General features: G+C 71.1%; 16 protein-coding genes and 2 pseudogenes. 9 read left to right on the top strand and 9 right to left on the bottom strand.

The window, feature by feature from the left end; genetic code table 11:
• Window positions 1-23: 23 nt before the first annotated feature.
• Window positions 24-1152, bottom strand: a pseudogene (locus tag QE412_RS09790) (threonine aldolase family protein).
• A gap of 110 nt (window positions 1153-1262) precedes the next feature.
• On the opposite strand from QE412_RS09790, the gene QE412_RS09785 reads away from it, so the two are divergent.
• Both QE412_RS09785 and QE412_RS09780 read left to right on the top strand, forming a co-directional pair.
• Window positions 1263-4457 (top strand): DEAD/DEAH box helicase, encoded by a 3195-nt coding sequence (locus QE412_RS09785; RefSeq protein WP_307482850.1) that lies wholly within the window; start codon window positions 1263-1265, stop codon window positions 4455-4457.
• Between the two features lie 82 nt (window positions 4458-4539).
• Window positions 4540-5940 carry an MFS transporter gene (locus QE412_RS09780; RefSeq protein WP_307482848.1) on the top strand — a complete coding sequence of 467 codons (1401 nt, stop codon included), beginning with the start codon at window positions 4540-4542 and terminating at the stop codon, window positions 5938-5940.
• A 29-nt stretch (window positions 5941-5969) separates the two neighbouring features.
• Here QE412_RS09780 and QE412_RS09775 read toward each other — a convergent pair whose 3' ends face one another.
• Window positions 5970-6656 carry an SDR family oxidoreductase gene (locus QE412_RS09775; protein WP_307482846.1) on the bottom strand — a complete coding sequence of 229 codons (687 nt, stop codon included), beginning with the start codon at window positions 6654-6656 and terminating at the stop codon, window positions 5970-5972.
• 25 nt (window positions 6657-6681) lie between these two features.
• Window positions 6682-8079 (bottom strand): DUF6421 family protein, encoded by a 1398-nt coding sequence (locus QE412_RS09770; RefSeq protein WP_307482844.1) that lies wholly within the window; start codon window positions 8077-8079, stop codon window positions 6682-6684.
• 138 nt (window positions 8080-8217) lie between these two features.
• Between QE412_RS09770 and QE412_RS09765 the strand changes: the two genes are divergently transcribed.
• The 3 genes from QE412_RS09765 (at window position 8218) to QE412_RS09755 (ending at window position 10664) form a co-directional block, all read left to right on the top strand.
• Window positions 8218-8676 (top strand): Lrp/AsnC family transcriptional regulator, encoded by a 459-nt coding sequence (locus QE412_RS09765; protein WP_373426573.1) that lies wholly within the window; start codon window positions 8218-8220, stop codon window positions 8674-8676.
• Between the two features lie 70 nt (window positions 8677-8746).
• Window positions 8747-9934: a sensor histidine kinase gene (locus QE412_RS09760; RefSeq protein WP_307482840.1), complete on the top strand. Its 1188-nt coding sequence runs from the start codon at window positions 8747-8749 to the stop codon at window positions 9932-9934.
• Window positions 9935-10013: 79 nt separating this feature from the next.
• Window positions 10014-10664, top strand: coding sequence for a response regulator (locus QE412_RS09755; RefSeq protein ID WP_307482839.1), 651 nt, complete (start codon window positions 10014-10016; stop codon window positions 10662-10664).
• A 62-nt stretch (window positions 10665-10726) separates the two neighbouring features.
• Here the strand turns inward: QE412_RS09755 and QE412_RS09750 are convergent, their stop codons facing one another.
• The gene (locus tag QE412_RS09750) at window positions 10727-11260 is read right to left on the bottom strand and encodes a GNAT family N-acetyltransferase (protein WP_307482833.1); all 534 of its coding nucleotides are present in this window, start codon (window positions 11258-11260) and stop codon (window positions 10727-10729) included.
• Window positions 11257-11769, bottom strand: a complete 513-nt coding sequence (locus tag QE412_RS09745) for a hypothetical protein (protein WP_307482831.1) — start codon at window positions 11767-11769, stop codon at window positions 11257-11259. The genes QE412_RS09750 and QE412_RS09745 overlap by 4 nt, the downstream gene beginning before the upstream one ends.
• An 85-nt stretch (window positions 11770-11854) precedes the next feature.
• Between QE412_RS09745 and QE412_RS09740 the strand changes: the two genes are divergently transcribed.
• The gene (locus QE412_RS09740) at window positions 11855-12484 is read left to right on the top strand and encodes a 2-phosphosulfolactate phosphatase (RefSeq protein WP_307482829.1); all 630 of its coding nucleotides are present in this window, start codon (window positions 11855-11857) and stop codon (window positions 12482-12484) included.
• A gap of 42 nt (window positions 12485-12526) precedes the next feature.
• On the opposite strand, the gene QE412_RS09735 is transcribed toward QE412_RS09740, so the two are convergent.
• The 3 genes from QE412_RS09735 to QE412_RS09725 all read right to left on the bottom strand — a co-directional run bounded on the left by QE412_RS09735 (window position 12527) and on the right by QE412_RS09725 (window position 14511).
• Window positions 12527-13015, bottom strand: a complete 489-nt coding sequence (locus tag QE412_RS09735) for a SprT-like domain-containing protein (protein WP_307482826.1) — start codon at window positions 13013-13015, stop codon at window positions 12527-12529.
• Between the two features lie 29 nt (window positions 13016-13044).
• Entirely contained in the window at window positions 13045-13572 is a 528-nt protein-coding gene (locus tag QE412_RS09730) for a hypothetical protein (protein ID WP_307482823.1), read from the bottom strand.
• A gap of 72 nt (window positions 13573-13644) precedes the next feature.
• Complete coding sequence (locus QE412_RS09725) at window positions 13645-14511, bottom strand: spermidine synthase (RefSeq protein ID WP_307482820.1); 867 nt, start codon at window positions 14509-14511, stop codon at window positions 13645-13647.
• Window positions 14512-14802: 291 nt separating this feature from the next.
• On the opposite strand from QE412_RS09725, the gene QE412_RS09720 reads away from it, so the two are divergent.
• From QE412_RS09720 to QE412_RS09710, 3 genes and pseudogenes are all read left to right on the top strand, one after another.
• The gene (locus QE412_RS09720; RefSeq protein ID WP_307482817.1) at window positions 14803-16470 is read left to right on the top strand and encodes an ABC transporter substrate-binding protein; all 1668 of its coding nucleotides are present in this window, start codon (window positions 14803-14805) and stop codon (window positions 16468-16470) included.
• A gap of 85 nt (window positions 16471-16555) precedes the next feature.
• Window positions 16556-17561, top strand: a pseudogene (locus QE412_RS09715) (ABC transporter permease).
• Window positions 17558-18517, top strand: a complete 960-nt coding sequence (locus QE412_RS09710) for an ABC transporter permease (RefSeq protein WP_373426544.1) — start codon at window positions 17558-17560, stop codon at window positions 18515-18517. Before QE412_RS09715 ends, QE412_RS09710 begins: the two are co-directional and overlap by 4 nt.
• Here the strand turns inward: QE412_RS09710 and QE412_RS09705 are convergent.
• Window positions 18459-19652 (bottom strand): serine/threonine-protein kinase, encoded by a 1194-nt coding sequence (locus QE412_RS09705; protein WP_307482814.1) that lies wholly within the window; start codon window positions 19650-19652, stop codon window positions 18459-18461. The two genes, QE412_RS09710 and QE412_RS09705, sit on opposite strands and share 59 nt — an antisense overlap.
• Window positions 19653-19657: the final 5 nt, after the last annotated feature.

The raw sequence follows: 19657 nt of genomic DNA, 5'->3' as shown, positions 1-19657 counted from the left end.
TGCCGCGGCCCCCCGGGGAGGTGTCAGGCCGTCGTCTCGCGGGCGATCGCCGCGACGAAGGCGTCGATGTCGTCTTCGCGTGGTGTCGAACGAACACATCCATCGCACTTCGCGGCGCAGCTCGTCGTCCCCACCGCCATTCGGATCATCGCTCTCGCGCTGATCCGAGCCTCCGTCTGCGGGGCCCCAGTCGTAGAAGCGGAAGCTCTGGCGCAAGCGGTCGGCGACGCCGGCGGGCAGCGTCGCGAAGACGCCGTTGGCCTGGGTCGGCTGGGTGAACTCGACGCCCTGGATGGATCCGTCGGCGAGCCCCGCCTCGACACCGGCGCGCAGACGCTGCGCCATCGCGTTCGAGTGGCGCGCGTTGCGCAACCAGAGCTCGTTCTCGAGCAGGGCGACGAGCTGCGCCGAAACGAAGCGCATCTTGCTCGAGAGCTGCATGTCGAGCTTGCGCAGGTAGGTGAGACCCGTGGATGCCGAGGGGTCGAGCACGACGATGGCTTCGCCGATCATGGCGCCGTTCTTCGTGCCGCCGAAGCTCAGCACGTCGACGCCCGCATCGCGCGTGAAAGCGCGCAGCGGCACATCGAGCGCGGCCGCCGCGTTCGAGATACGCGCGCCGTCCATGTGCAGACGCATGCCGTGCCCGTGGGCGTGATCGGCGAGGGCACGGATCTCGTCCACCGAGTACAGCGTGCCGAGCTCGGTCGACTGGGTGATCGACACGACCAGCGGCTGGGCGCGGTGCTCGTCACCCCATCCCCACGCCTCGCGGTCGACGAGCTCGGGGGTGAGCTTGCCGTCGTCGGTGGGCACGGTGAGCAATTTGATGCCGCCGACGCGCTCGGGCGCGCCTCCCTCGTCGACGTTGATGTGCGCCGTCGATGCCGAGATCACGGCGCCCCAACGGGGGAGCATCGACTGCAGCCCGACGACGTTCGCGCCGGTGCCGTTGAACACGGGGTACGCCTCGACGCCCTCACCGAGCAGTTCGACGAACTGCTCCTGCAGGCGGGCGGTGTAGACGTCTTCGCCATAGGCGACCTGGTGCCCCTCGTTCGCCGCAGAGATCGCGGCGAGGACGTCGGGGTGGATACCGGAGTAATTGTCGGAGGCGAAGCCGCGGACCGAGGTGTCGTGAAGGGAAGTCACGGTTCCAGCGTAACTTTTCTTGTTCCTCCCCACCGAGCCGAATCTACTGTTTCTCCACGGTTCGCTCTCTCGCGGGCAGGCGTGTCCCACGCCCCGGCGAGAATGAGGGGATGCAGATGGATCCCGAGGCGCTCAGCATCGCCGGCGAGATGTTCTCGCCCGCGGCGATGGCACGGGCCGACCGGCTCCTCGTCTACGGTTCGGTCGAGGTCGGCGAGGTGAAGTCCATCGGCGGGGTGCTGGTGGTGTCGGCGCAATCGTTCGGGGCGGCGGGGTACGAGCACCTCGAGCTGCGGGTGCCCGCCGACCTGTCCCGCCTGTCGGGCTGGTGCTCCTGCGGGCGCGGCCCCGAGTGCGAGCACGCGTGCGCGGCCGCCCTGGTGCTGTTCGACCGCATCATCTCGTCGGGGCGCCCGCCCCGCCCGCAGTGGCAGCGCTCCCTCGACGAGCTGTTGGCGATCGCCCCGGCGCTGGACGACGAGCCCCCCGTCGATCTCTGCCTCTTCCTCGCGATCCGTCGGGGCGGCGGTCACGGCCGCAGCACCGCGCTGACGCTCACCGCGCGTCCCGGCATGCGCGGAACCCGCGGTACGTGGATCAAAGGGCGCGCCGGATGGCCGGCGGTGGCGGCGATCCCCGCCGATCCCCGTGCGCGAGCCGCACTCGACAGTCTCGGGCGCATCGGCCGCTCCGGACCCGGCGCGTATCTGTCCGACGAGTGGATGCCGCTGGCCGCCGTGCCGTCGCACGCCCTCTGGTTGCAGCTCGACACCCTCGTCGCCGCCGGGGTGCCACTCGTCTCGGCCGCGGGCGCCCACCACCCTGTGCGCATCCTCGATGAGCCGTTACCGGCGGCGGTCGCCGTGGATCGCCGCGGCGAGGCGTTGCACGTGCGCGGGGTCGTCGAGGGCGTCGCCCCCGACGTCGCCGCCCTGTCGTCTTGGGTCGTCGGAGACCCCGCCGTGGCCGTCGCCTACGTCGCCGATCGCGACGGCGACGACGAGTGCATCACCCTGGCGAGGTTGGCGGTGCCGGTGACGGGAGCAGTGCGCGGGCTGCTCGCGCGCACCAGCGCCCTCACCATCGACGGCGGCGGTTCCGACACCTTTCTTCGCGAGTACGTCCCCCGCCTCCAACTCGAGGCGCCGGTGGTGTCGCCCCGCGGCAGCGTCGCTCTTCCCGCGGCGCCCGTCTGCGTTCTCGAGCTGCTCGTCGAGCACCGCGATGCGACGACGACCGTGGCGACGCGGTGGGATCGTTCGTCGACGCGGGGCCGCCGCGACGGTGAGCACGAGCGCGCGATCGTCGCGGAGGCCGCCCGCGTCTGCGCCGAGGCGGGCGTGGACCTGCCCCCTCCTCTCGCCGCGGGCGCCACCCCGCCGCGGGCGCTGACGCCCGCCGAGGCGGCGATCTTCACTGCCGAGACCCTGCCACGATTGCGCGCGCTGGAGCACATCCGCGTGCAGGTCACCGGCGACGCTCCGGCCTACCGGGCGTCGCCGGAGCGAGCGGTCGTCGAGGTCAGCACGGGCGACGACGACGGCAGTGACTGGTTCGACCTCCACACGCGGGTGCGCGTGGGCGAGGTCGAGGTCGACTTCGCCGATCTGTACACCGCCCTCACCCGGGGAGACCGGGTGCTGTTCCTCGGAGACGGGACCTACGTGCGTCTCGACGACCCGGAGTTCGACCGGTTGCGCCGTGTCATCGACGAGGCGCGGGCGCTGGCCGATCGTCCGATCAACGAACTGCGGCTCAACCGCTACAACGTCGGCCTCTGGGATGATCTGGCCGAGCTCGGCGTGTTGGCCGCGAACGAGGCCGAGTGGTGGCTGCGCGTGCGCGGACTGACCGACGAGGCCGCCGTGACTCCGGTCGTCCCGCCGGCCGGGCTGCGCGCCACTCTCCGCGACTATCAGCGCAAAGGACTCGATTGGCTGCACTTCCTGCGTGCGCAGCGACTGGGGGGCATCCTCGCCGACGACATGGGCCTGGGCAAGACGGTGCAGACGATCGCCATGATTCAGGCCGCTCGCGAAGAAGACGCCGGCATGGCGCCCTTCCTCATCGTCGCCCCCACCAGCGTGGTCGGCAACTGGGCCCGCGAGTGCGCCGCTTTCGCCCCCGGTCTCGACGTGCGTGTGATCTCGGCCACGCGAGCGCGTCGTGCGACGAGCATCGCCGAGGCGACCGCCGGTGCGCACGTCGTGGTCACCAGCTACGCGCTCTTCCGTCTCGAGCAGGAGCACTACGCCCACACCGAATGGTCCGGGCTCGTGCTCGATGAGGCGCAGCAGATCAAAAACCCCGCGTCGCGCGGCTATCGGGCCGCCCGTGCACTGTCGGTGCCCTTCACCCTCGTCATCACGGGGACGCCGATGGAGAACAACCTCCTCGAGCTGTGGGCGCTCGTCTCCCTCGTGGCGCCCGGGCTCCTGGGAACCCGCGAATCGTTCACCGAGCTCTACCGCACGCCGATCGAGAAGCGCGCCGACGCGTCGCGTCTCGACCTGCTTCGCCGCAGGATCCGCCCGTTCCTCCTGCGCCGCACGAAAGACCTCGTGGCGGCGGAGCTCCCGCCCAAGCAGGAGACGGTCGTCGAGGTCGCGCTGCACCCTGCTCATCGCGCGCTCTACGAACGTCGGTTCCACCGGGAGCGGCAGCGATTGCTCGGGCTGCTCGACGACGCCGAAGGGAACAGCTTCGCGATCTTCCGTTCGTTGACCATGCTGCGGCAGTTGGCGCTCGATCCGGCCCTGGTCGACGAAGCAGAAGCGCCGTCGGCGAAGCTCGACGCGCTCGAGGAACTCCTCGTCGAGGCCGCCGCCGAGGGGCACCGCGTGCTCGTGCTCAGTCAGTTCACGCGGTTCCTGCGCGCGGCACGCCAGCGGTGCACCGACGCCGGGCTCGCCTCCGGGTACCTCGATGGCACCACGACCAACCGTCAGATCGAGATCGACCGGTTCCGCACGGGCGACGACCCGGTGTTCTTCGTGTCGCTCAAGGCCGGCGGCGTGGGGCTGAACCTCGTCGAAGCCGACTATGTCGTCCTGCTCGATCCGTGGTGGAACCCGGCGGTCGAAGACCAGGCGATCGACCGTGCGCACCGTATCGGGCAGACGCGACCCGTCGTCGTCTACCGGCTCGTGGCGGTGGACACCGTGGAGCAGAAGGTGGTCGCGCTGCGCGAGGCGAAGGCCGAGCTGTTCTCCCGCGTGCTCGACGGCGGCGCCGACGAGAGCGGCGCCGCGTTCGCCGGCGGCCCGCGTCTGACCGCCGACGACATTCGCAGCCTGCTCGACTGATCTCGGGGTGTCTCGCCTCGCGCGGCGGGGGCTTCTCGCGCGGGTCTGGTCGATGTCGGAGGTGGGGTCTAGCGTGACGCGCATGTCCGATCCGCAGTCTCCACCCGCCTCCCTCCGGTCGTCGCTCGCGGCGCCTTCCGGTCGTCGAACGTTCCTCGCGGTGCTGGTGAACACGGCCGTGGCCAACGTCACCACGAGCTTTCTCTGGTTCGCCCTGACGTTCTGGGTGTATCTCGAGACGCGTTCCGTGCTGGCGACGGGCATCGTGGGCGGCGCGTACATGCTGCTCCTTGCGGTGTTCGCGATGGTTTTCGGCTCGATCGTCGACCGCCATCGCAAGCACCGGGTCATGCTCTTCTCCGGCCTCGTCACCCTGGCGGCGTTCCTGGTCGCGGGCGGATTGTGGCTGGCCTTGCCCGAAGCCGCCCTCCTCGATCTGGGCGCACCGTGGTTCTGGCTCTTCGGGGGTGTCATCCTGGCGGGCGCGGTCGTCGAGAACATGCGCAACATCGCGCTCTCGACCACCGTCACGCTGCTGGTTCCTGCTGAGCGGCACGCGAACGCGAACGGACTGGTGGGAACCGTACAGGGCCTCGCCTTCGTCGTGACGAGTGTCTTCAGCGGTCTGTCGGTCGGCTTCCTCGGCATGGGATGGACGCTCGCGATCGCCATCGCACTCACCCTCGCGGCCTTGGTGCACCTGTCGACCATCCGCATCCCCGAAGAGCGTCCGGCTGCCGACGCCGAGCCCGCACCCCTGGTCGACCTGCGGGGGGCGATGCGCGCCGTCCGCGCTGCTCCCGGTCTGTTCGCCCTCATCGTGTTCTCGACGTTCAACAACCTCATCGGCGGCGTCTACATGGCCCTGATGGACCCCTACGGCCTCGAGATGTTCGACGTGAAGGTGTGGGGCGTCGTCCTCGGCGTCACCGCGACCGGCTTCATCATCGGAGGCGGTCTCGTGGCGAAGTTCGGTCTCGGGAAGAACCCGATCCGCACGATGCTCTGGCTCGTCATCGCGATGGGAGCGCTCGGGGCGGTCTTCACCCTGCGCGACTGGTGGTGGCTGTACGTGGTGGGCATCTGGATCTACATGGCGCTCATCCCGCCGGTCGAGGCGGCCGAGCAGACCGTCATCCAGAAGGTCGTGCCCTACGCCACGCAGGGGCGGGTGTTCGGCTTCGCCGCCGCGTTCGAGTCGGCGGCGGCTCCGATCACGTCGTTCCTCATCGCCCCGCTCGCCGACTTCGCGATCATTCCGTACATGGAGGGCGCCGACGGCCGGGCGACGTGGGGCGCGCTGCTCGGCGACGGGGAATCACGCGGCATCGCGCTCGTCTTCTTCTTCGCCGGCCTGTTCATGGTGGTGGCCGCCTCGCTCGCGTTCCTCACCCGCTCGTATCGCATCCTCTCGCGGCAGTACGGCACCGCCGAGGTCACCGACGACGTCGGCGATGCCGCTCGCACCGCCGACGTCGAGTGAGACGCGCGCCCTTGTCGGGCCCGGCGCGTTCAGACCGGCTGATCGATGCCGATGACCGTATCGTTCCAGGCGACCGCCTCGTCGTCCCAGAGAGCGACGAACGATGTGGCGAGGGCTCGCTCGAGACCCTCGAGGCTCTTCACGCGAAAGACGACTGCGGCCGCTGTCGGCTCGCGCCCAGCGTCTCGCGCGTGTTTCGCGTATCCCTGGGCGACGGCGCGCACCCAGGTCTCCGACGCGGCTTTCACGGCAGCGTAGTTCGCCCCACCCGCGAGGGGTCGGTCGACCGCGGTCGATGACACGATCGCGAGGCGTCCGGCGTCGGAGGCCCGCAGGTCGGCGTCGAAGGTCCGGCTGACGTGTCGCAGAGCGGTGAGCGAGCGCAGCAGAAAAGCGAAGTCGTCGTCGCCCTGCCCGGCGAGCCCGCCACCGCCGCGCCATCCGCCGACGAGGTGCAGGATGCCGTCGACACGGCCGTGCGCGGCGAGCACGCGGCCGTGGAGCGCGTCGACGGCGTCGGCGTCGGTCAGATCGCACCGCTCGGTCGCGACGCCCGGGACCTCCGCGGCGATCGCCGACAACCGTGCGGCGTCGGTGCCGACGACGATCACCCGTGCTCCCGCATCCACGAGGGCGCGCGCGCAGGTTCGTCCGGCGGTGCTCGTGCCACCGGCCAACAGCACGCGCCGCCCCCGGACGCCGTCGTCGACGGTCATCGCGTCGCCCGATGCCGTCTCGCGCTCAGTCGGCCCCGCGGATACCCGCGGTCGACGCGATCACCGGGCGCATCTTCTTCTCGAGCGCCTCGAAGAACATCGACAGGGGGAACTCGTCGTCGAGCACGGCGTCGGTGTACCCCTTCGGCAGTCCGGCGAGCACCTCGTCCGACAGGCCTCGCGCCCACGCGGAGGCGGGGTGCGGAGTCACGACGGACCGTACGAGGTCGTAGGCGGCGAGCCAATGGGCGGTCTTCGGGCGGTCGATCGAGCGCCAATAGAGCTCGTCGATCGCGTCGGCGAGGGCGACGACCGCGGCGGGAACCTCGTCCCAGTCGAACGCGAGGGAGGTGTCGGTCCAGTGCAGCACGCGGCGCTGGTGCAGCCAGGCGAACAGCAGCTGACCGCCGAGTCCGTCGTAGTTGCGCACGCGCGAGCCCGTGATGGCGAAGCGGAAGATGCGGTCGAAGATCACGGCGTACTGCACGAGCTCGGCGTGTTCGCGCATCGCGTGCTCCGCGGCATCCAGATCGTCGCGGGCCGACAGGCGGGTCTGCAGCGAAACGCACTCTCGAAACGCGGTGAGGTCGCACCGCAGCTCCTCCAGCGAGTAGAGGAAGAACGGCATCCGCTGCTTGATCATGAACGGATCGAAGGGCAGATCGCCGCGCATGTGGGTGCGGTCGTGGATCAGGTCCCACATGACGAAGGTCTGCTCGGCGAGCTCCTGGTCATCGAGCAGACGGGCGGCGGTGGCCGGCATCTCGAGCTTGGTGATGTCGGCGGCGGCGCGGGTGACGCGGCGGTAGCGGGCGGCCTCGCGGTCCTGGAAGATCGCGCCCCACGTGAACGTCGGGATCTCGCGCATCGCGACGGTCTCGGGGAACAGCACGGCGGAGTTCGTGTCGTAACCGGGGGTGAAGTCGATCAGGCGCAGCGAGACGAAGAGGCGGTTGGTGTACTCGGTCTCGAGTCGTGCGATGAACTCGGGCCAGATCGCTTCGACGAGCAGCGCTTCGACGTGCCGGTCGGGTGAGCCGTTCTGGGTGTACATGGGGAACACGACCAGGTGACGGATGCCGTCCACGCGGTGCTCCTGCGGTTGGAACGCCACGAGTGAGTCGAGGAAGTCGGGCACACCGAGCCCCTGCTCGCGCCAGCGCCGGAAGTCGGCGATCGACGCGCGCAGGTAGGCCGCGTCGTGGGGGAAGAGGGGGGCGAGCGTCTCGATCGCCTCGACGACATCGTCGAGGAGGGGGCTCGCGGCGGCCGTGTCGGCGATGGATCCGTCGCCGGCCTGCAGGTCCTGCAGGGCGGTGGCCGCGCTCTTCAGCTGCGTCCACGCGGGGGAATGCTCGATCGTGTCGACGGTGACGTCACCGAGCGAATCGGGCGCGGAACGGGCGGGCGTCGCGATTGTCATGGCATCCTCCGATCGGAACTGTAAATATTACTGCTAGAACGGCATAGTAGTGGAAAACTTACGGGTCACGCCAGAGGCGTCCCTCGCCGCCCTGATACTGTCGAGCCCATGACAGAGGCCCCCGCTCGCCCCGCGCGCCTGGAGGACTCCGTCGACGCGGCGATCGTCCGTGAGATCTCGCTCGACGCGCGCGCCACGCTGGCGCACCTGTCCGAGCGGGTGGGGCTGTCGGTCTCGGCCGTGCAGTCGCGCCTGCGCCGCCTCGAGGCCCGTGGCATCGTTCGCGGGTATCGTCCGGTGCTCGACGCCGAGGCCCTCGGGCGCCCGCTCGCGGCCTTCGTCGAGATCACCCCGCTCGACCCCGCCCAGCCCGACAACGCCCCCGAGCTGCTCGCGCACCTTACGGCCATCGAGGCGTGCCACTCGATCGCGGGAGAAGCGGCGTACATGCTCTTCGTGCGCGTACCGACCCCGCGCGATCTGGAGTCCCTCATCCGCGACATCCGGGCCGCCGCGCAGGTGAACACGCGGACGACCGTGGTGCTGCAGACCTTCTTCGAGGCCCGCCCCATCGAGCCGGCGGATTTCCCGGGATAGTCACCCTCCCGAGCGAGATACATCGCCCGGCGGATGCCGAGCCCCCACCGCGGCGCGTAGCGTGGCCGCGATGCTCCCTCTCCGCCCGCTCCAGCGCTACCAACTCCTCACCGACTTCGGCATCGCCGCGGTATTCGGTCTGCTGGCCGTCGCCGTCGAGCTTGCCGGCAGCCGGTCCGGTGCCCTCATCGGCGCCGACGTCGGCGCGGCGAACGGCGTGGGGGCGGTCCTGGTCGCCGTCGCCCTGACCGCCGCCGTCGCGATGCGCCGGCTGCAACCGGCGATCGCGCTCATCCTGGCGTGGGTGGGTGCGGTGCTGCAGATGGCCTTCGGGCGCCAGCCGTCGCCCACCGATCTCGCGATCTTCGCCGTGCTGTACACCACGGCCGCCTACGGCACCCGCCGCGTGTTCTGGGTGGGCTTCGCCTCGGCCATCGCCGGTGCGGTCGTCGTGCCGGTGTATCTCATCGGCCGGGGACTCACCGAGCCCCTGACGGCGAGCGACTGGTTCGCCGCGGGCGCACTGCTGCTGGCCTCGGGCTTCGCGCTCATGCTCGCGTGGGTGTCGGGAGCTCTCGTGCGCACCGCCACCCGGGCGGCGGCCAACAGCCGCGCGCAGCGGGCGGCCGAGGCCGAGACCATCGCCGAGCAGCAGCGCGTGCGCATCGCGCGCGACATGCACGACGTGGTCGCCCACTCCCTCGCCGTGGTCATCGCGCAGGCCGATGGCGCGCGATACGTCGCCGCCGCCGACCCGCAGGCGACGGCGGCGGCGCTGTCGACGATCTCCTCCACCGCGCGCGCCGCGTTGAGCGACGTGCGCCTGCTGCTGACGCAGCTGCGGCACAGCCAGGCCGAGGGACCGCAGCCCACCCTCGCCGACATCGACACGCTCTTCGCCCGCATGCGGGCCGCCGGTCTCGACGTCGCCGTCGAGGTCGATCCGACTCCGCCGGGCGAGCCCCCGGCCGCCATCCAGCTCGCCGTCTACCGCATCCTGCAGGAGGCGCTGACGAACGCCCTGCGGCACGGGGGCGATCCCCGCGTGCGCGTACACCTGGGCTGGTGGCCCGACCGGGTCGAGCTCTCGGTCCGAAACGCCCGTGCCACGGCATCCGCCCCCGTCGCGGCGACGGCCGGTCACGGTCTGATCGGCATGCGCGAGCGGGCGCAGCTGGTCGGCGGGCGGCTGTCGGCCGAACCCGAGTACGGGGAGTTCGTCGTGCGGGCGGCCCTGCCGATCGGGCGTCCGGCGTGAGCGCGCGATTCGCCCCGGTGCGTGGTGACGGGCAGAGTGGATGCCGGATCCCCCGTGACCTGGGGAAGGAGCCGTCAGCGTGAGCACCCCCGTCCGCATCGTCCTCGTCGACGATCAAGCCCTGTTCCGCGCGGGTATCCGCATGGTGATCGACTCGCAGCCCGACCTGGTGGTGGTGGGCGAGGCCTCCGACGGGCGTGAGGGTATCGAGGTGGTTCGCGCGACGCGGCCCGACCTCGTGCTCATGGACGTGCGCATGCCCGTGATGGACGGCCTGACGGCGACGGCTGAGATCCTCCGCGAGCCCGACGCGCCGCGCGTGGTGGTGCTCACCACGTTCGACCTCGACGAGGCGGCGGCGCGGGCCATCCAGCGGGGCGCGAGCGGCTTCCTCCTGAAGGACTCCGAACCCGAGTTCCTGCTCTCGGCGGTGCGCACCGTGCACGCGGGCTCCGCCGTCATCGCCGCCGAAGCGACGCGCGAGCTGTTCGCCCACATCGCCGACGGAGGCGGGGTCGAGCCGGTCCCCGACAGCTACCGCTCGCTGACCGACCGCGAGCGGGAGATCTTCGCGCTCGCCGCCACCGGGTTGAGCAACGCCGAGATCGCCGAGAAGGAGTTCCTGTCCGAGGCGACGGTGAAGACGCACATCAGCCGAGTGCTGACCAAGCTCGCGCTGCGGGACCGCGTGCAGCTCGTCGTCTTCGCCCACCGGCACGGCCTGGTCTGAGCCCGAGGGGGCCGTCTCACCCGCACCGGCCGCGGCGAACACCCTCGTCGGCTGCGGTGCCCTCACGGCCGTGCGGCGGCGTCGCCACCGCGGACCAGGCGTACCTCGTGCACCGGCTCGCCGAAGCGGTCGTCGCGCCGCGTCGAGCCGTCGGGTGAGAACCCGTGTTTGGCGTAGAAGGCGTGCGCGCGAGGGTTGTCGCGCAGCACCCAGGCGGTGCCACCGCCCCCGCCCAGCGCCGCGTCGAGCAGCGCGGCGCCCGCCCCGGTTCCATAGTGCTCCGCGAGGACGTACAGGGCGTACAGCTCGCGCGCCCCGTCCGCGACGTCGTCGTCGCGGCTCGGACCGGCCGAGGCGAAGCCGACGATGCGCTCCTCGACGACGGCCACCCACGCCGGCCCCAACGGCTGCCCGTCGTCGAGCGCCTCGCCCGACAGGCGGGCACGCCACCGATTCGCCGACAGCTCGACATCGACCAGATCGCTGAGCGCATCGGGCACGTGGCCGCGGTGCGCCTCGTTCCAGCTCTGCGCGTGCACGCGCGCGATATCGCCCCCGTCGTCCGATACCGCGGCACGCACGTGCACTCCGGTCATAGCGAGGAGGGCGATGCCGCGGGCTCGGGGTCGTGGGCCCAGGTCGGGGCGAGAGCGCGGATGCGGCCCGCGCGCCACTGCCACATGGCCCACAGGCCCGGCCATAGCACGGGAGCGGCGGCGCCGCCGATGGTCAGACGCTCGCGCCACAGCGTGCGGGCGGGGTCGCCGGGTGCCGCCGATACGGCCATCTGATGGTCCCAGACGTCGAGGACGGCCAGGGGGCCCGTCAGCGGTACGCCCCAATCGCGGAACACGCGTACCCGGCCGTCGCCGTCGCGGGTGTCGCGATCGGACACCGAGATCAGTTGACGTCCGACCGGCACGATACCCGCGACGCTCATCTGCACGGGCACGTCGTCGCCGGACTCGAACAACGTGGGCGTCGTTCCGAGCGCATCGACCGCGAGGAGGGGGCCGTACAGTTCCGCGACCGCGCGCGGAGAGTGCAGCGCACGCCACGCGGCATCCGCGTCGCAGTCGATGACGAACTTCAGCAGGATCCGCATGCAACGATCGTGCCCGACGCGCTCGTCATCGCGTGTATCGCTTGACGAACACGCGGGGGATGAGGCCGGGTCATAGGCTCGGAGGATGCCGAACGACCCCGCCCTCGCCCAGTCCGACTACCAGGTACGTCTGGACTGGGGTGCCGCGGGTCTGGCCCGGCTCACGCCCGCGCACGTGGTGGTCGTGGTCCAGACGCTCGGCCTCTCGGCCCACGCGATCGACGCCGTCGAGGCGGGCGCGTCGCTCGACGTGGCCGACGACGACGACGCGGCCGTCGTCCTGGCCCGTGCGGCCGCCGACACCGGTGCGCACGTCGTCGTGGGTGGCCTGCGCAACGCCGCGGCCGTCGCCGCGCACGTGCTCGAGCTGCAGCGCTCGCGCGGAGAGCGCACGAGCATCGCCCTCGTCGCCGCGGGGTACCTCGACGACGGCGATGCCGCGACCCTGCGCTTCGCCGTGGAAGACCTGCTCGGCGCCGGTGCCGTCATCGCCGGGCTGGGCGACCTGGGCATCGACCATGCCTCGCCCGACGCCGCCGTCGCGGGCGAAGGCTTCCGCGCCCTCTCCGGTGCCGTGCGCCACCTGCTCACCGCCAGTGGGACGGGCCGCGCGCTCGCCGCGGACGTGGGTCGCGACGCCGTGCTGGCGGCGGCGGCGCGCGATGCGGCGTCGGTGGTCCCGGTGCTGCGGGACGGGGCTTTCGTCGCGGTCTGACCCCTCGGGTCGGGGGCGCGCCGTCGGTGCGGCGGGTCGTGGTCAGCGCGGCGTCGAGGCCGCGAGCCTGGCAGCGGGTGAGATCTCGCGCCGCACCCACGACAGGGCGAAACGCGGGTCGAACGTGGGAGCGCACTTCGCGCACGAGGTCGGACGCGTGGCCTTGCGGTGCCGGTAGGCGACGTGCCCGGCGGGGCAGGTGCCGACCCAGGGGGCGAGCTCGGTAGCCGTCTCGCCCGCGTGCGTCGTGCCGCCGACGTAGCCGAGCTCTTGCGCCGTGCGCTTCCAGGCCGGTCCGTGCCCCGCCGCGGCGCCGGCGAGTGCGTGGGCGATCTCGTGCAGCAGGGTCTGGTGGTTGGTGTCGTCGTCGTAGCGCGCGGTGAGATACCTCGAGACGCTGATGCGTTTGCGCCCGTAGTCGCAGAGGCCGGCGCGACGTTTGGCGTTGTCGAACGCGAAGGTCCAGGACGCGTCGAGGTGCAGGGCGATCAACGCCTCGGCCCAGACGCGGACGCGCTGCAGATCGGACATGGCGGGAGACTAAGCGAGGCCTACGACATTCAGCTCGCGACGACCTCGCGCGCGCGGCGCCGGTCGGCCGCGTCGATGGCCAGCAGCGTCGACTCGAGCTGCGCGTCGGTCGCGCCCGCGTTCTGGCGCAGGAACAGCGCTTGCTTGAAGTCGCGGCGGGCGGCTTCGTAGTCGCCCTCGTCGTAGTGCACCTTGCCGCGGTGCTGCAGGGCGAAGGCGGCGATGCCAGCCCAGCCCTGGCCCTCGGCCTCGTCGGCGCACATCGTCAGCTCCTGCTCGGCGGCGGCGTAGGCCCCGCGGCACTGCAGGATCGTGGCGTGCAGGATGCGCGCGCGCAGCAGATCGCGGCGAGTGCCGGCCATGCGGGCGACCCGCACCGACTGGTCGGAGATGGCGAGGGCCTCGTCGAAACGGTCGAGCACCTTCAGCAGCCACACGCGCTCGAGCAGGGCGTGCAGGCTCCGCTGCGAGCCGATCTCCTCGAGCCGCTCCGCGCACTCACGAGAGTCGGTGATCTCGCGCAACGTGTCGGGGTCGTACCCGTGGATATAGCTCACCGTCGCTCCTCTCGGTCGGGCAGGGCTTCCAGTCTGCGTCGCCCCGCCGCCGAGAGCGTACGCGCCACGCGGTCAGCGCTCGAAGATGGATGCCGAGGGCTTCGGCGACGGCGTCGCGTCGGCGTCCGTGACGGCTCGCGCTCCCCGCATGAACTCCTCGATCTCAGCGCCCTGCGCGACTTTGGCCGGGTGCGGGCCGGCCGCCATGAGACGCGGGAGCCATGCGACCGGGAGGGGCGCGGCCGAGGCGGCGACCACGAGATTGCCGAAGCGGCGTCCCTTGAGCACCTGCACCTCGGCGAGCACGATGACCTCGGGCAGCACCTCGCGCACCGTGGCCACCTGGCGCCGGGCGAAGGCGAGGCCCGGGCCGTCCGACACGTTCACCAGCAGCACGCCGTCGGGCGCGAGCAGTCGTGCGGCCTCGCGGTAGAACTCCACCGTGGTCAGATGCGCCGGCGTCTGCGCACCCGAGTAGACATCGCTCACCAGCAGGTCGACGGCACCGTTCAGGCCCGCGGGCAGGCGCGAGAGTCCGGCCCGGGCGTCACCGATGCGCACCCGCACCGCCGCACCACGGGGGAGGGGGAGGTTCTCGCGGACGAGATCCCACAGCGCCGGTTCCAGCTCGACGACCTGTTGACGCGACCCCGGCCGCGTCGCCTCGACGTAGCGGGGGAGCGTCAGCGCTCCCGCGCCCAGGTGAACCGCGGTGAGGGGCTGTCCCGGCATCCTCAGGCGATCGATCACCGCACCCATGCGTGCGACGTACTCGAAGTGCAGATGCGTGGGGTCGTCGAGGTCGACGTGCGACTGCGGCGTGCCGTCGACGACGAGCTCGAAGCCGGAGACGAAGCCCGACGGCGCCACCCGCGCGGTCGAGCCGTCCGACAATCGCGCGGTGGGGGCGTCGTCGGGTTCGATGCGCATGCGGGCCATGACTCCCACGGTAGGCCCTGCCCTCCGCTCCCGTGGCCCGTCGAGGAATCGCGCGTTGCATCGCGCAGGGTGTTGATCCCGGTGGTCGCGGTGTGAGCGGAATGCGCGCCGAGGGTGCGCCCGAGCGAGCAGCATGCCGAGCGGCCGAAACACGATCGATACACACGGGCAATGGGCGAGATGCCACCCGCCCTGTACGGTCGTCAGAACACAGCAAGCGGAGCGCGGCACGACGTCGTGACAGCGCCGTCGGTTCTGCTCCTTTCCTCCCCCCGGAAGGCACAAACGAAAATGCTCGGAAATCTCCGTTCCCGCGTGCTCGCGGCCGGTGCGACCATCGCCATCGGTGCGCTCGCCCTGTCGGGCTGCACGAGTCAGCGCGACGACAACGGCGGCGGCGACGCCGGCGGTGACGTCGACTCCACCTTCGTCTTCGGCGCGTCCGGCGACCCGTCCAGCCTCGACCCCGCCTTCGCGAGCGACGGCGAGTCGTTCCGCATCTCGCGGCAGATCTTCGAGGGTCTCGTCGGCGTGGCGCCCGGCACGGCCGACCCCGCGCCCCTGCTCGCCGAGAGCTGGGAGCAGTCCGCCGACGGCCTGTCGTACACCTTCCAGCTCAAAGACGGCGTGACCTTCCACGACGGCACGGAGTTCAACGCCGACGCCGTCTGCTTCACCTTCGACCGGCAGAACGATTTCACCGGCATCGCGCAGTCCGAGAGCCTGTCCTACTACTGGGGCAAGATCATGCGCGGCTACGCCGACACCGGCACCTCGATCTACGGCGGCTGCGAGGCGGCGAGCCCCACCGAGGTCACGATCACCCTCACCGAGCCCTTCGCCGGCTTCATCCCGGCGCTCTCGCTCCCGGCGTTCGCGATCCAGAGCCCCACCGCCCTGCAGGAGTACTCCGCCGACGAGGTCGGCGGCACCTCCGAGGCACCGACCCTCAGCGAGTACGCCCAGGCGCACCCCACCGGGACCGGTCCCTTCAGATTCGACTCGTGGGAGCCCGGCGCCCAGGCGACGGTCAGCGCCTACGACGGCTACTGGGGCGAGCAGGGTCAGGTGCAGCAGGTCATCTTCCGCGTGATCGGCGACACCACCGCCCGGCGCCAGGCGCTCGAGTCCGGCTCGATCGACGGCTACGACCTCGTCGCCCCCGCCGACCTCGGCGCTCTCGAGACCGCGGGCTACACGCTCGTCAACCGCGACCCGTTCAACATCCTGTACCTCGGCATGAACCAGGCGAACCCGGCGCTCGCCGACATCCGCGTGCGCCAGGCCATCGCCCACGCCGTCGACAAGGAGCAGCTGGTCACCCAGGTCCTTCCCGAGGGCACGACCGTGGCATCCCAGTTCATGCCCGACAGCGTCATCGGCTTCAACTCCGGCGTCACCACCTACGACTTCGATCAGGATGCCGCCAAGGCGCTCCTCGCCGAAGCGGGCTACACCGAGGCCAACCCGCTCACGTTGACCTTCAACTACCCGGTCAACATCTCGCGGCCCTACATGCCGAACCCCGAGCAGATCTTCACCAACCTGCAGTCGCAGCTGCAGGCCGTGGGGATCGTCGTCAACCCGGTGTCGAACGAGTGGGGCGAGTACCTCGACCTCATCCAGGGCGGCAGCGACCACGGCATCCACCTGCTGGGATGGACCGGCGACTACAACGACCCCGACAACTTCGTGGGCACGTTCTTCGGCGCCGCCTCCAACGAGTGGGGCTTCGACAACGCCGAGCTGTTCTCGGCCCTCACCTCGGCACGCGGGCTCGCGACAGAAGCCGAGCAGGACCCGGCCTATCAGGCGGTGAACGAGCAGATCGCGACGTTCTTGCCCGGCGTCCCGCTCGCCAACCCGGTGCCGACGCTGGCGTTCGCGCCCCGCGTGACCTCCTACCCCGCCAGCCCCGTGCAGGACGAGGTCTACAACGAGATCACGCTCAGCGAGTGATCCGGATGCCGCGGGTTCTGCGCCGTCGAGGCGGCAGAACCCGCGGTGTCCCGCGTCCCCCGCTCCCGACACCCTGTGAGAACCCGTGCTCCGCACCATCGGCAGGCGGTCTGCTCCTGCTCATCCCGACCCTCTTCGGTCTGTCCGTCCTCCTCTTCGCCTGGGTGCGCGCTCTGCCGGGCGGCCCCGCCGTCGCGCTGCTGGGTGAGCGTGCGACGCCGGAGGCCGTCGCGCGCATCAACGAGCTCTACGGCTTCAACGAACCGCTCTACGTGCAGTACTTCACCTGGCTCGGCCGGCTGCTCACCGGTGACTTCGGCTCCTCGATCCAGACGGGCCGACCCGTGCTGGAGGAGTTCGTGCGCCGATTCCCCGCGACCCTCGAGCTCTCCATCGCCGCGCTCATCGTGGCGGTGGGCATCGGCATCCCGCTCGGCTATTGGGCAGCGCGCCGGCACGGGAAAGTGTGGGATCACACCGCCGTCGTGCTGAGCCTCATCGGCATCACGATCCCGGTCTTCTTCCTGGCGTTCATCCTCAAGTACGTCTTCGCCGTGCAGTTGGGCTGGCTGCCCTCCGACGGGCGACAGGACCCCCGAATCGACGCCACCCACTACACGAACCTCTACGTCTTCGACGGCCTGATCACGGGCGAGTTCGACGCGTCGTGGGATGCCATCCTGCACCTGATCCTGCCGGCCCTCGCTCTCGGCACGATCCCGCTCGCGATCATCGTGCGCATCACCCGCGCCTCGGTGCTCGAGGTGCAGAATGCCGACTACGTGCGCACGGGAAGGGCGAAGGGGATCGGGACCGGGACGCTGCGCAATCGCTTCATCCTGCGCAACGCCATGCTGCCGGTGGTCACGACCGTGGGTCTGCAGGCGGGTCTGCTCATCTCCGGCGCCGTGCTGACCGAGACGGTGTTCGCCTTCCCCGGCATCGGGCAGTTCCTCGCGCGGGCGATCTTCACGCGCGACTTCCCCGTGCTGCAGGGCTTCATCATCTTCATCGCGATCGCGTACGCCCTCATCAACCTGCTGGTCGACCTGTCGTACAGCGTCATCGACCCGAGAGTGAGAGTCCAGTGAGCTCTTCGATCCTCCCTCCCGCCCCCAGCGGCGGCCCCGTGGACGACAACGCCGTGGTCGACGCGCAGTTGCTCGCCGCCCAGGCGCGCGGCGGGTTCTGGCACGACGTCTTCCAGCGACTGCGGCGCAGCCCGGTCGCCTGGATCGGCGCGATCATCGTGCTCGCGTTCCTGCTCGTCGCGGCCCTCGCACCTCTCCTCGCGCCCTACCCGGCCGAGTCGCTGCCCGGCCAGCGCTTCATCACGCCCACCGACATCCCCGGGCCGGGCGAGATGGCCGAGTTCCCGCTGGGCCTGGACCGCTTCGGCGGCGACGTGCTGTCCAAGCTCATCTGGGGCGCGCAGGCGTCGCTGCAGATCGGCGTGATCTCCACCGCTCTCGGCCTCATCGGCGGCATGCTGCTGGGCCTGCTGGCCGGGATGTTCGGCGGCTGGGTCGACGCGCTCGTCATGCGCTTCGTCGACATCCTGCTGTCGGTGCCGAACCTGCTGCTCGCCGTGTCGATCGCCGCGATCCTCGGGCAGAGCCAGCTCGCGATCATGATCGCCATCGGCGCCTCGCAGGTGCCGGTGTTCGCACGCCTCTTGCGGGCCTCGATGCTGCAGCAGCGCGGGGCCGACTACGTGCTGTCGGCGCAGACGCTGGGCCTCAGCCGCCGCTCGATCACCATGACCCACGTGCTGCCCAACAGCGTGGGGCCGGTGATCGTGCAGGGAACGCTCACGCTGGCGACCGCCGTGATCGACGCCGCGGCACTGTCGTTCCTGGGCCTCGGCGGCGGCCTTCCGCAGACCGCGGAGTGGGGCCGCATGCTGACCTACGCGCAGGCCGAGCTCGCGATCGCGCCGTGGCTGGCCTTCCTCCCCGGCATCTGCATCGCGGTCACCGCGCTGGGCTTCACGCTGCTGGGGGAGTCGCTGCGCGAGGCGATGGACCCGCGGACGCGCGCGCGATAGGTGCCGCCTCGGACGCGTCACCCCCGATCGTCGTCGGCTTGTCCCCGAACAGGGCCAGGAGAGCGTGGATGCCGGTCAGCATCGCCGCGGCGCCGGTCGGTCGCCCGTGGGCGCCTGGCCGTCCGCCGCGCGGACGACCGCGGCGCGTGGCGACAGCCCCCTCGGGGGCGTCTTCTGCCGCGTCGTTCGCTTCGGCCAGGTCTGCCAGCGTGAGCGTGGGAGCGGTGGCGGTGGCCTCCGCGAGCATTCGCGCCCGCGCCTCGCGGCGAGGCGAGGGGCGCACCGCGGAGGTGGCCCCGATAGTCGCCGCCCGGGCGGCCACCTCGTCTGCTGTCGGTCGCTCGCGCGGTTCGGGCGAGGTCATCGCGGTCAGCAGCGACTTCCACGGGTACCCGTGGTCGCCGGGGACGACGGGCTGACGGTGAAGGCGCGCCAGCACCGTCTCCTCGATCGTCGCGCCGTGGAAGGGGTGCAGGCGCGTGAGCATCTCGATCGTGAGCAGCCCGAGCGCGTAGACGTCGGAGGCGGCCTGCGGCGCTTCGCCGCGCACCTGCTCGGGGGCCAGGTAGGCGGCGGTTCCGATGATCATGCCCGGGGCGGTCAGGCGGGGAGCGTCGAGCAGATGCGCGACGCCGAAGTCGGCGAGGACCGCGGTCGGGGGGTCGGACCGACGCAGCGGTGTGCGCAGCAGGACGTTCGAGGGCTTGATGTCGCGATGCACGATGCCTGCTGCGTGGACGGTGGCGAGGGCGTCGGCGAGGTCGTGCACGATCGCCGCCACCTCGGCGGACGACATCGGTCCCGTCTCGATGCGGTGCTGCAGGGTGCGTCCGGGGACGAGTTCCATCACGAGATAGGCGGGGCCGTCGCCGGTGACGCGGGCGTCATAGAGGGTGACGAGCGAGGGGTGATCGAGGCTCGCGAGCGCCCGTGCTTCGGCGGCTCGCCGCCCCGGATCGAGGTCGTCGCGCGGCTCGGCGTCGTACACCTTCACCGCGACGTCGCGTCGCAGCACCTCGTCGCGTGCGCGGTAGACGCGCCCCATGGCACCCGCACCGAGGCGTTCGGCGAGCCGGTAACGCGCGTCGAGCACATCACCGGTCTGCGGCGCCACGAGGGCCGGAGCGTAGCTCATCGGTC

The organism is Microbacterium trichothecenolyticum, assembly GCF_030818955.1.
Classification (GTDB): Bacteria; Actinomycetota; Actinomycetes; order Actinomycetales; family Microbacteriaceae; genus Microbacterium; species Microbacterium trichothecenolyticum_B.
The sequence above is the reverse complement of the archived record's forward strand: the minus strand, read 5'-3'. Positions and strand labels throughout refer to the sequence as shown.

Excerpts from the sequence above, each read along its gene's own strand:
- QE412_RS09740 (WP_307482829.1), top strand. The coding sequence starts at position 11,855 with ATGCCGAACGACCCCGCCCTCGCCCAGTCCGACTACCAGGTACGTCTG.
- QE412_RS09735 (WP_307482826.1), bottom strand. The coding sequence starts at position 13,015 with ATGTCCGATCTGCAGCGCGTCCGCGTCTGGGCCGAGGCGTTGATCGCC.
- QE412_RS09770 (WP_307482844.1), bottom strand. The coding sequence starts at position 8,079 with ATGACAATCGCGACGCCCGCCCGTTCCGCGCCCGATTCGCTCGGTGAC.
- QE412_RS09780 (WP_307482848.1), top strand. The coding sequence starts at position 4,540 with ATGTCCGATCCGCAGTCTCCACCCGCCTCCCTCCGGTCGTCGCTCGCG.
- QE412_RS09705 (WP_307482814.1), bottom strand. The coding sequence starts at position 19,652 with ATGAGCTACGCTCCGGCCCTCGTGGCGCCGCAGACCGGTGATGTGCTC.
- QE412_RS09745 (WP_307482831.1), bottom strand. The coding sequence starts at position 11,769 with ATGCGGATCCTGCTGAAGTTCGTCATCGACTGCGACGCGGATGCCGCG.
- QE412_RS09785 (WP_307482850.1), top strand. The coding sequence starts at position 1,263 with ATGCAGATGGATCCCGAGGCGCTCAGCATCGCCGGCGAGATGTTCTCG.
- QE412_RS09725 (WP_307482820.1), bottom strand. The coding sequence starts at position 14,511 with ATGGCCCGCATGCGCATCGAACCCGACGACGCCCCCACCGCGCGATTG.
- QE412_RS09750 (WP_307482833.1), bottom strand. The coding sequence starts at position 11,260 with ATGACCGGAGTGCACGTGCGTGCCGCGGTATCGGACGACGGGGGCGAT.
- QE412_RS09775 (WP_307482846.1), bottom strand. The coding sequence starts at position 6,656 with ATGACCGTCGACGACGGCGTCCGGGGGCGGCGCGTGCTGTTGGCCGGT.
- QE412_RS09760 (WP_307482840.1), top strand. The coding sequence starts at position 8,747 with ATGCTCCCTCTCCGCCCGCTCCAGCGCTACCAACTCCTCACCGACTTC.
- QE412_RS09720 (WP_307482817.1), top strand. The coding sequence starts at position 14,803 with ATGCTCGGAAATCTCCGTTCCCGCGTGCTCGCGGCCGGTGCGACCATC.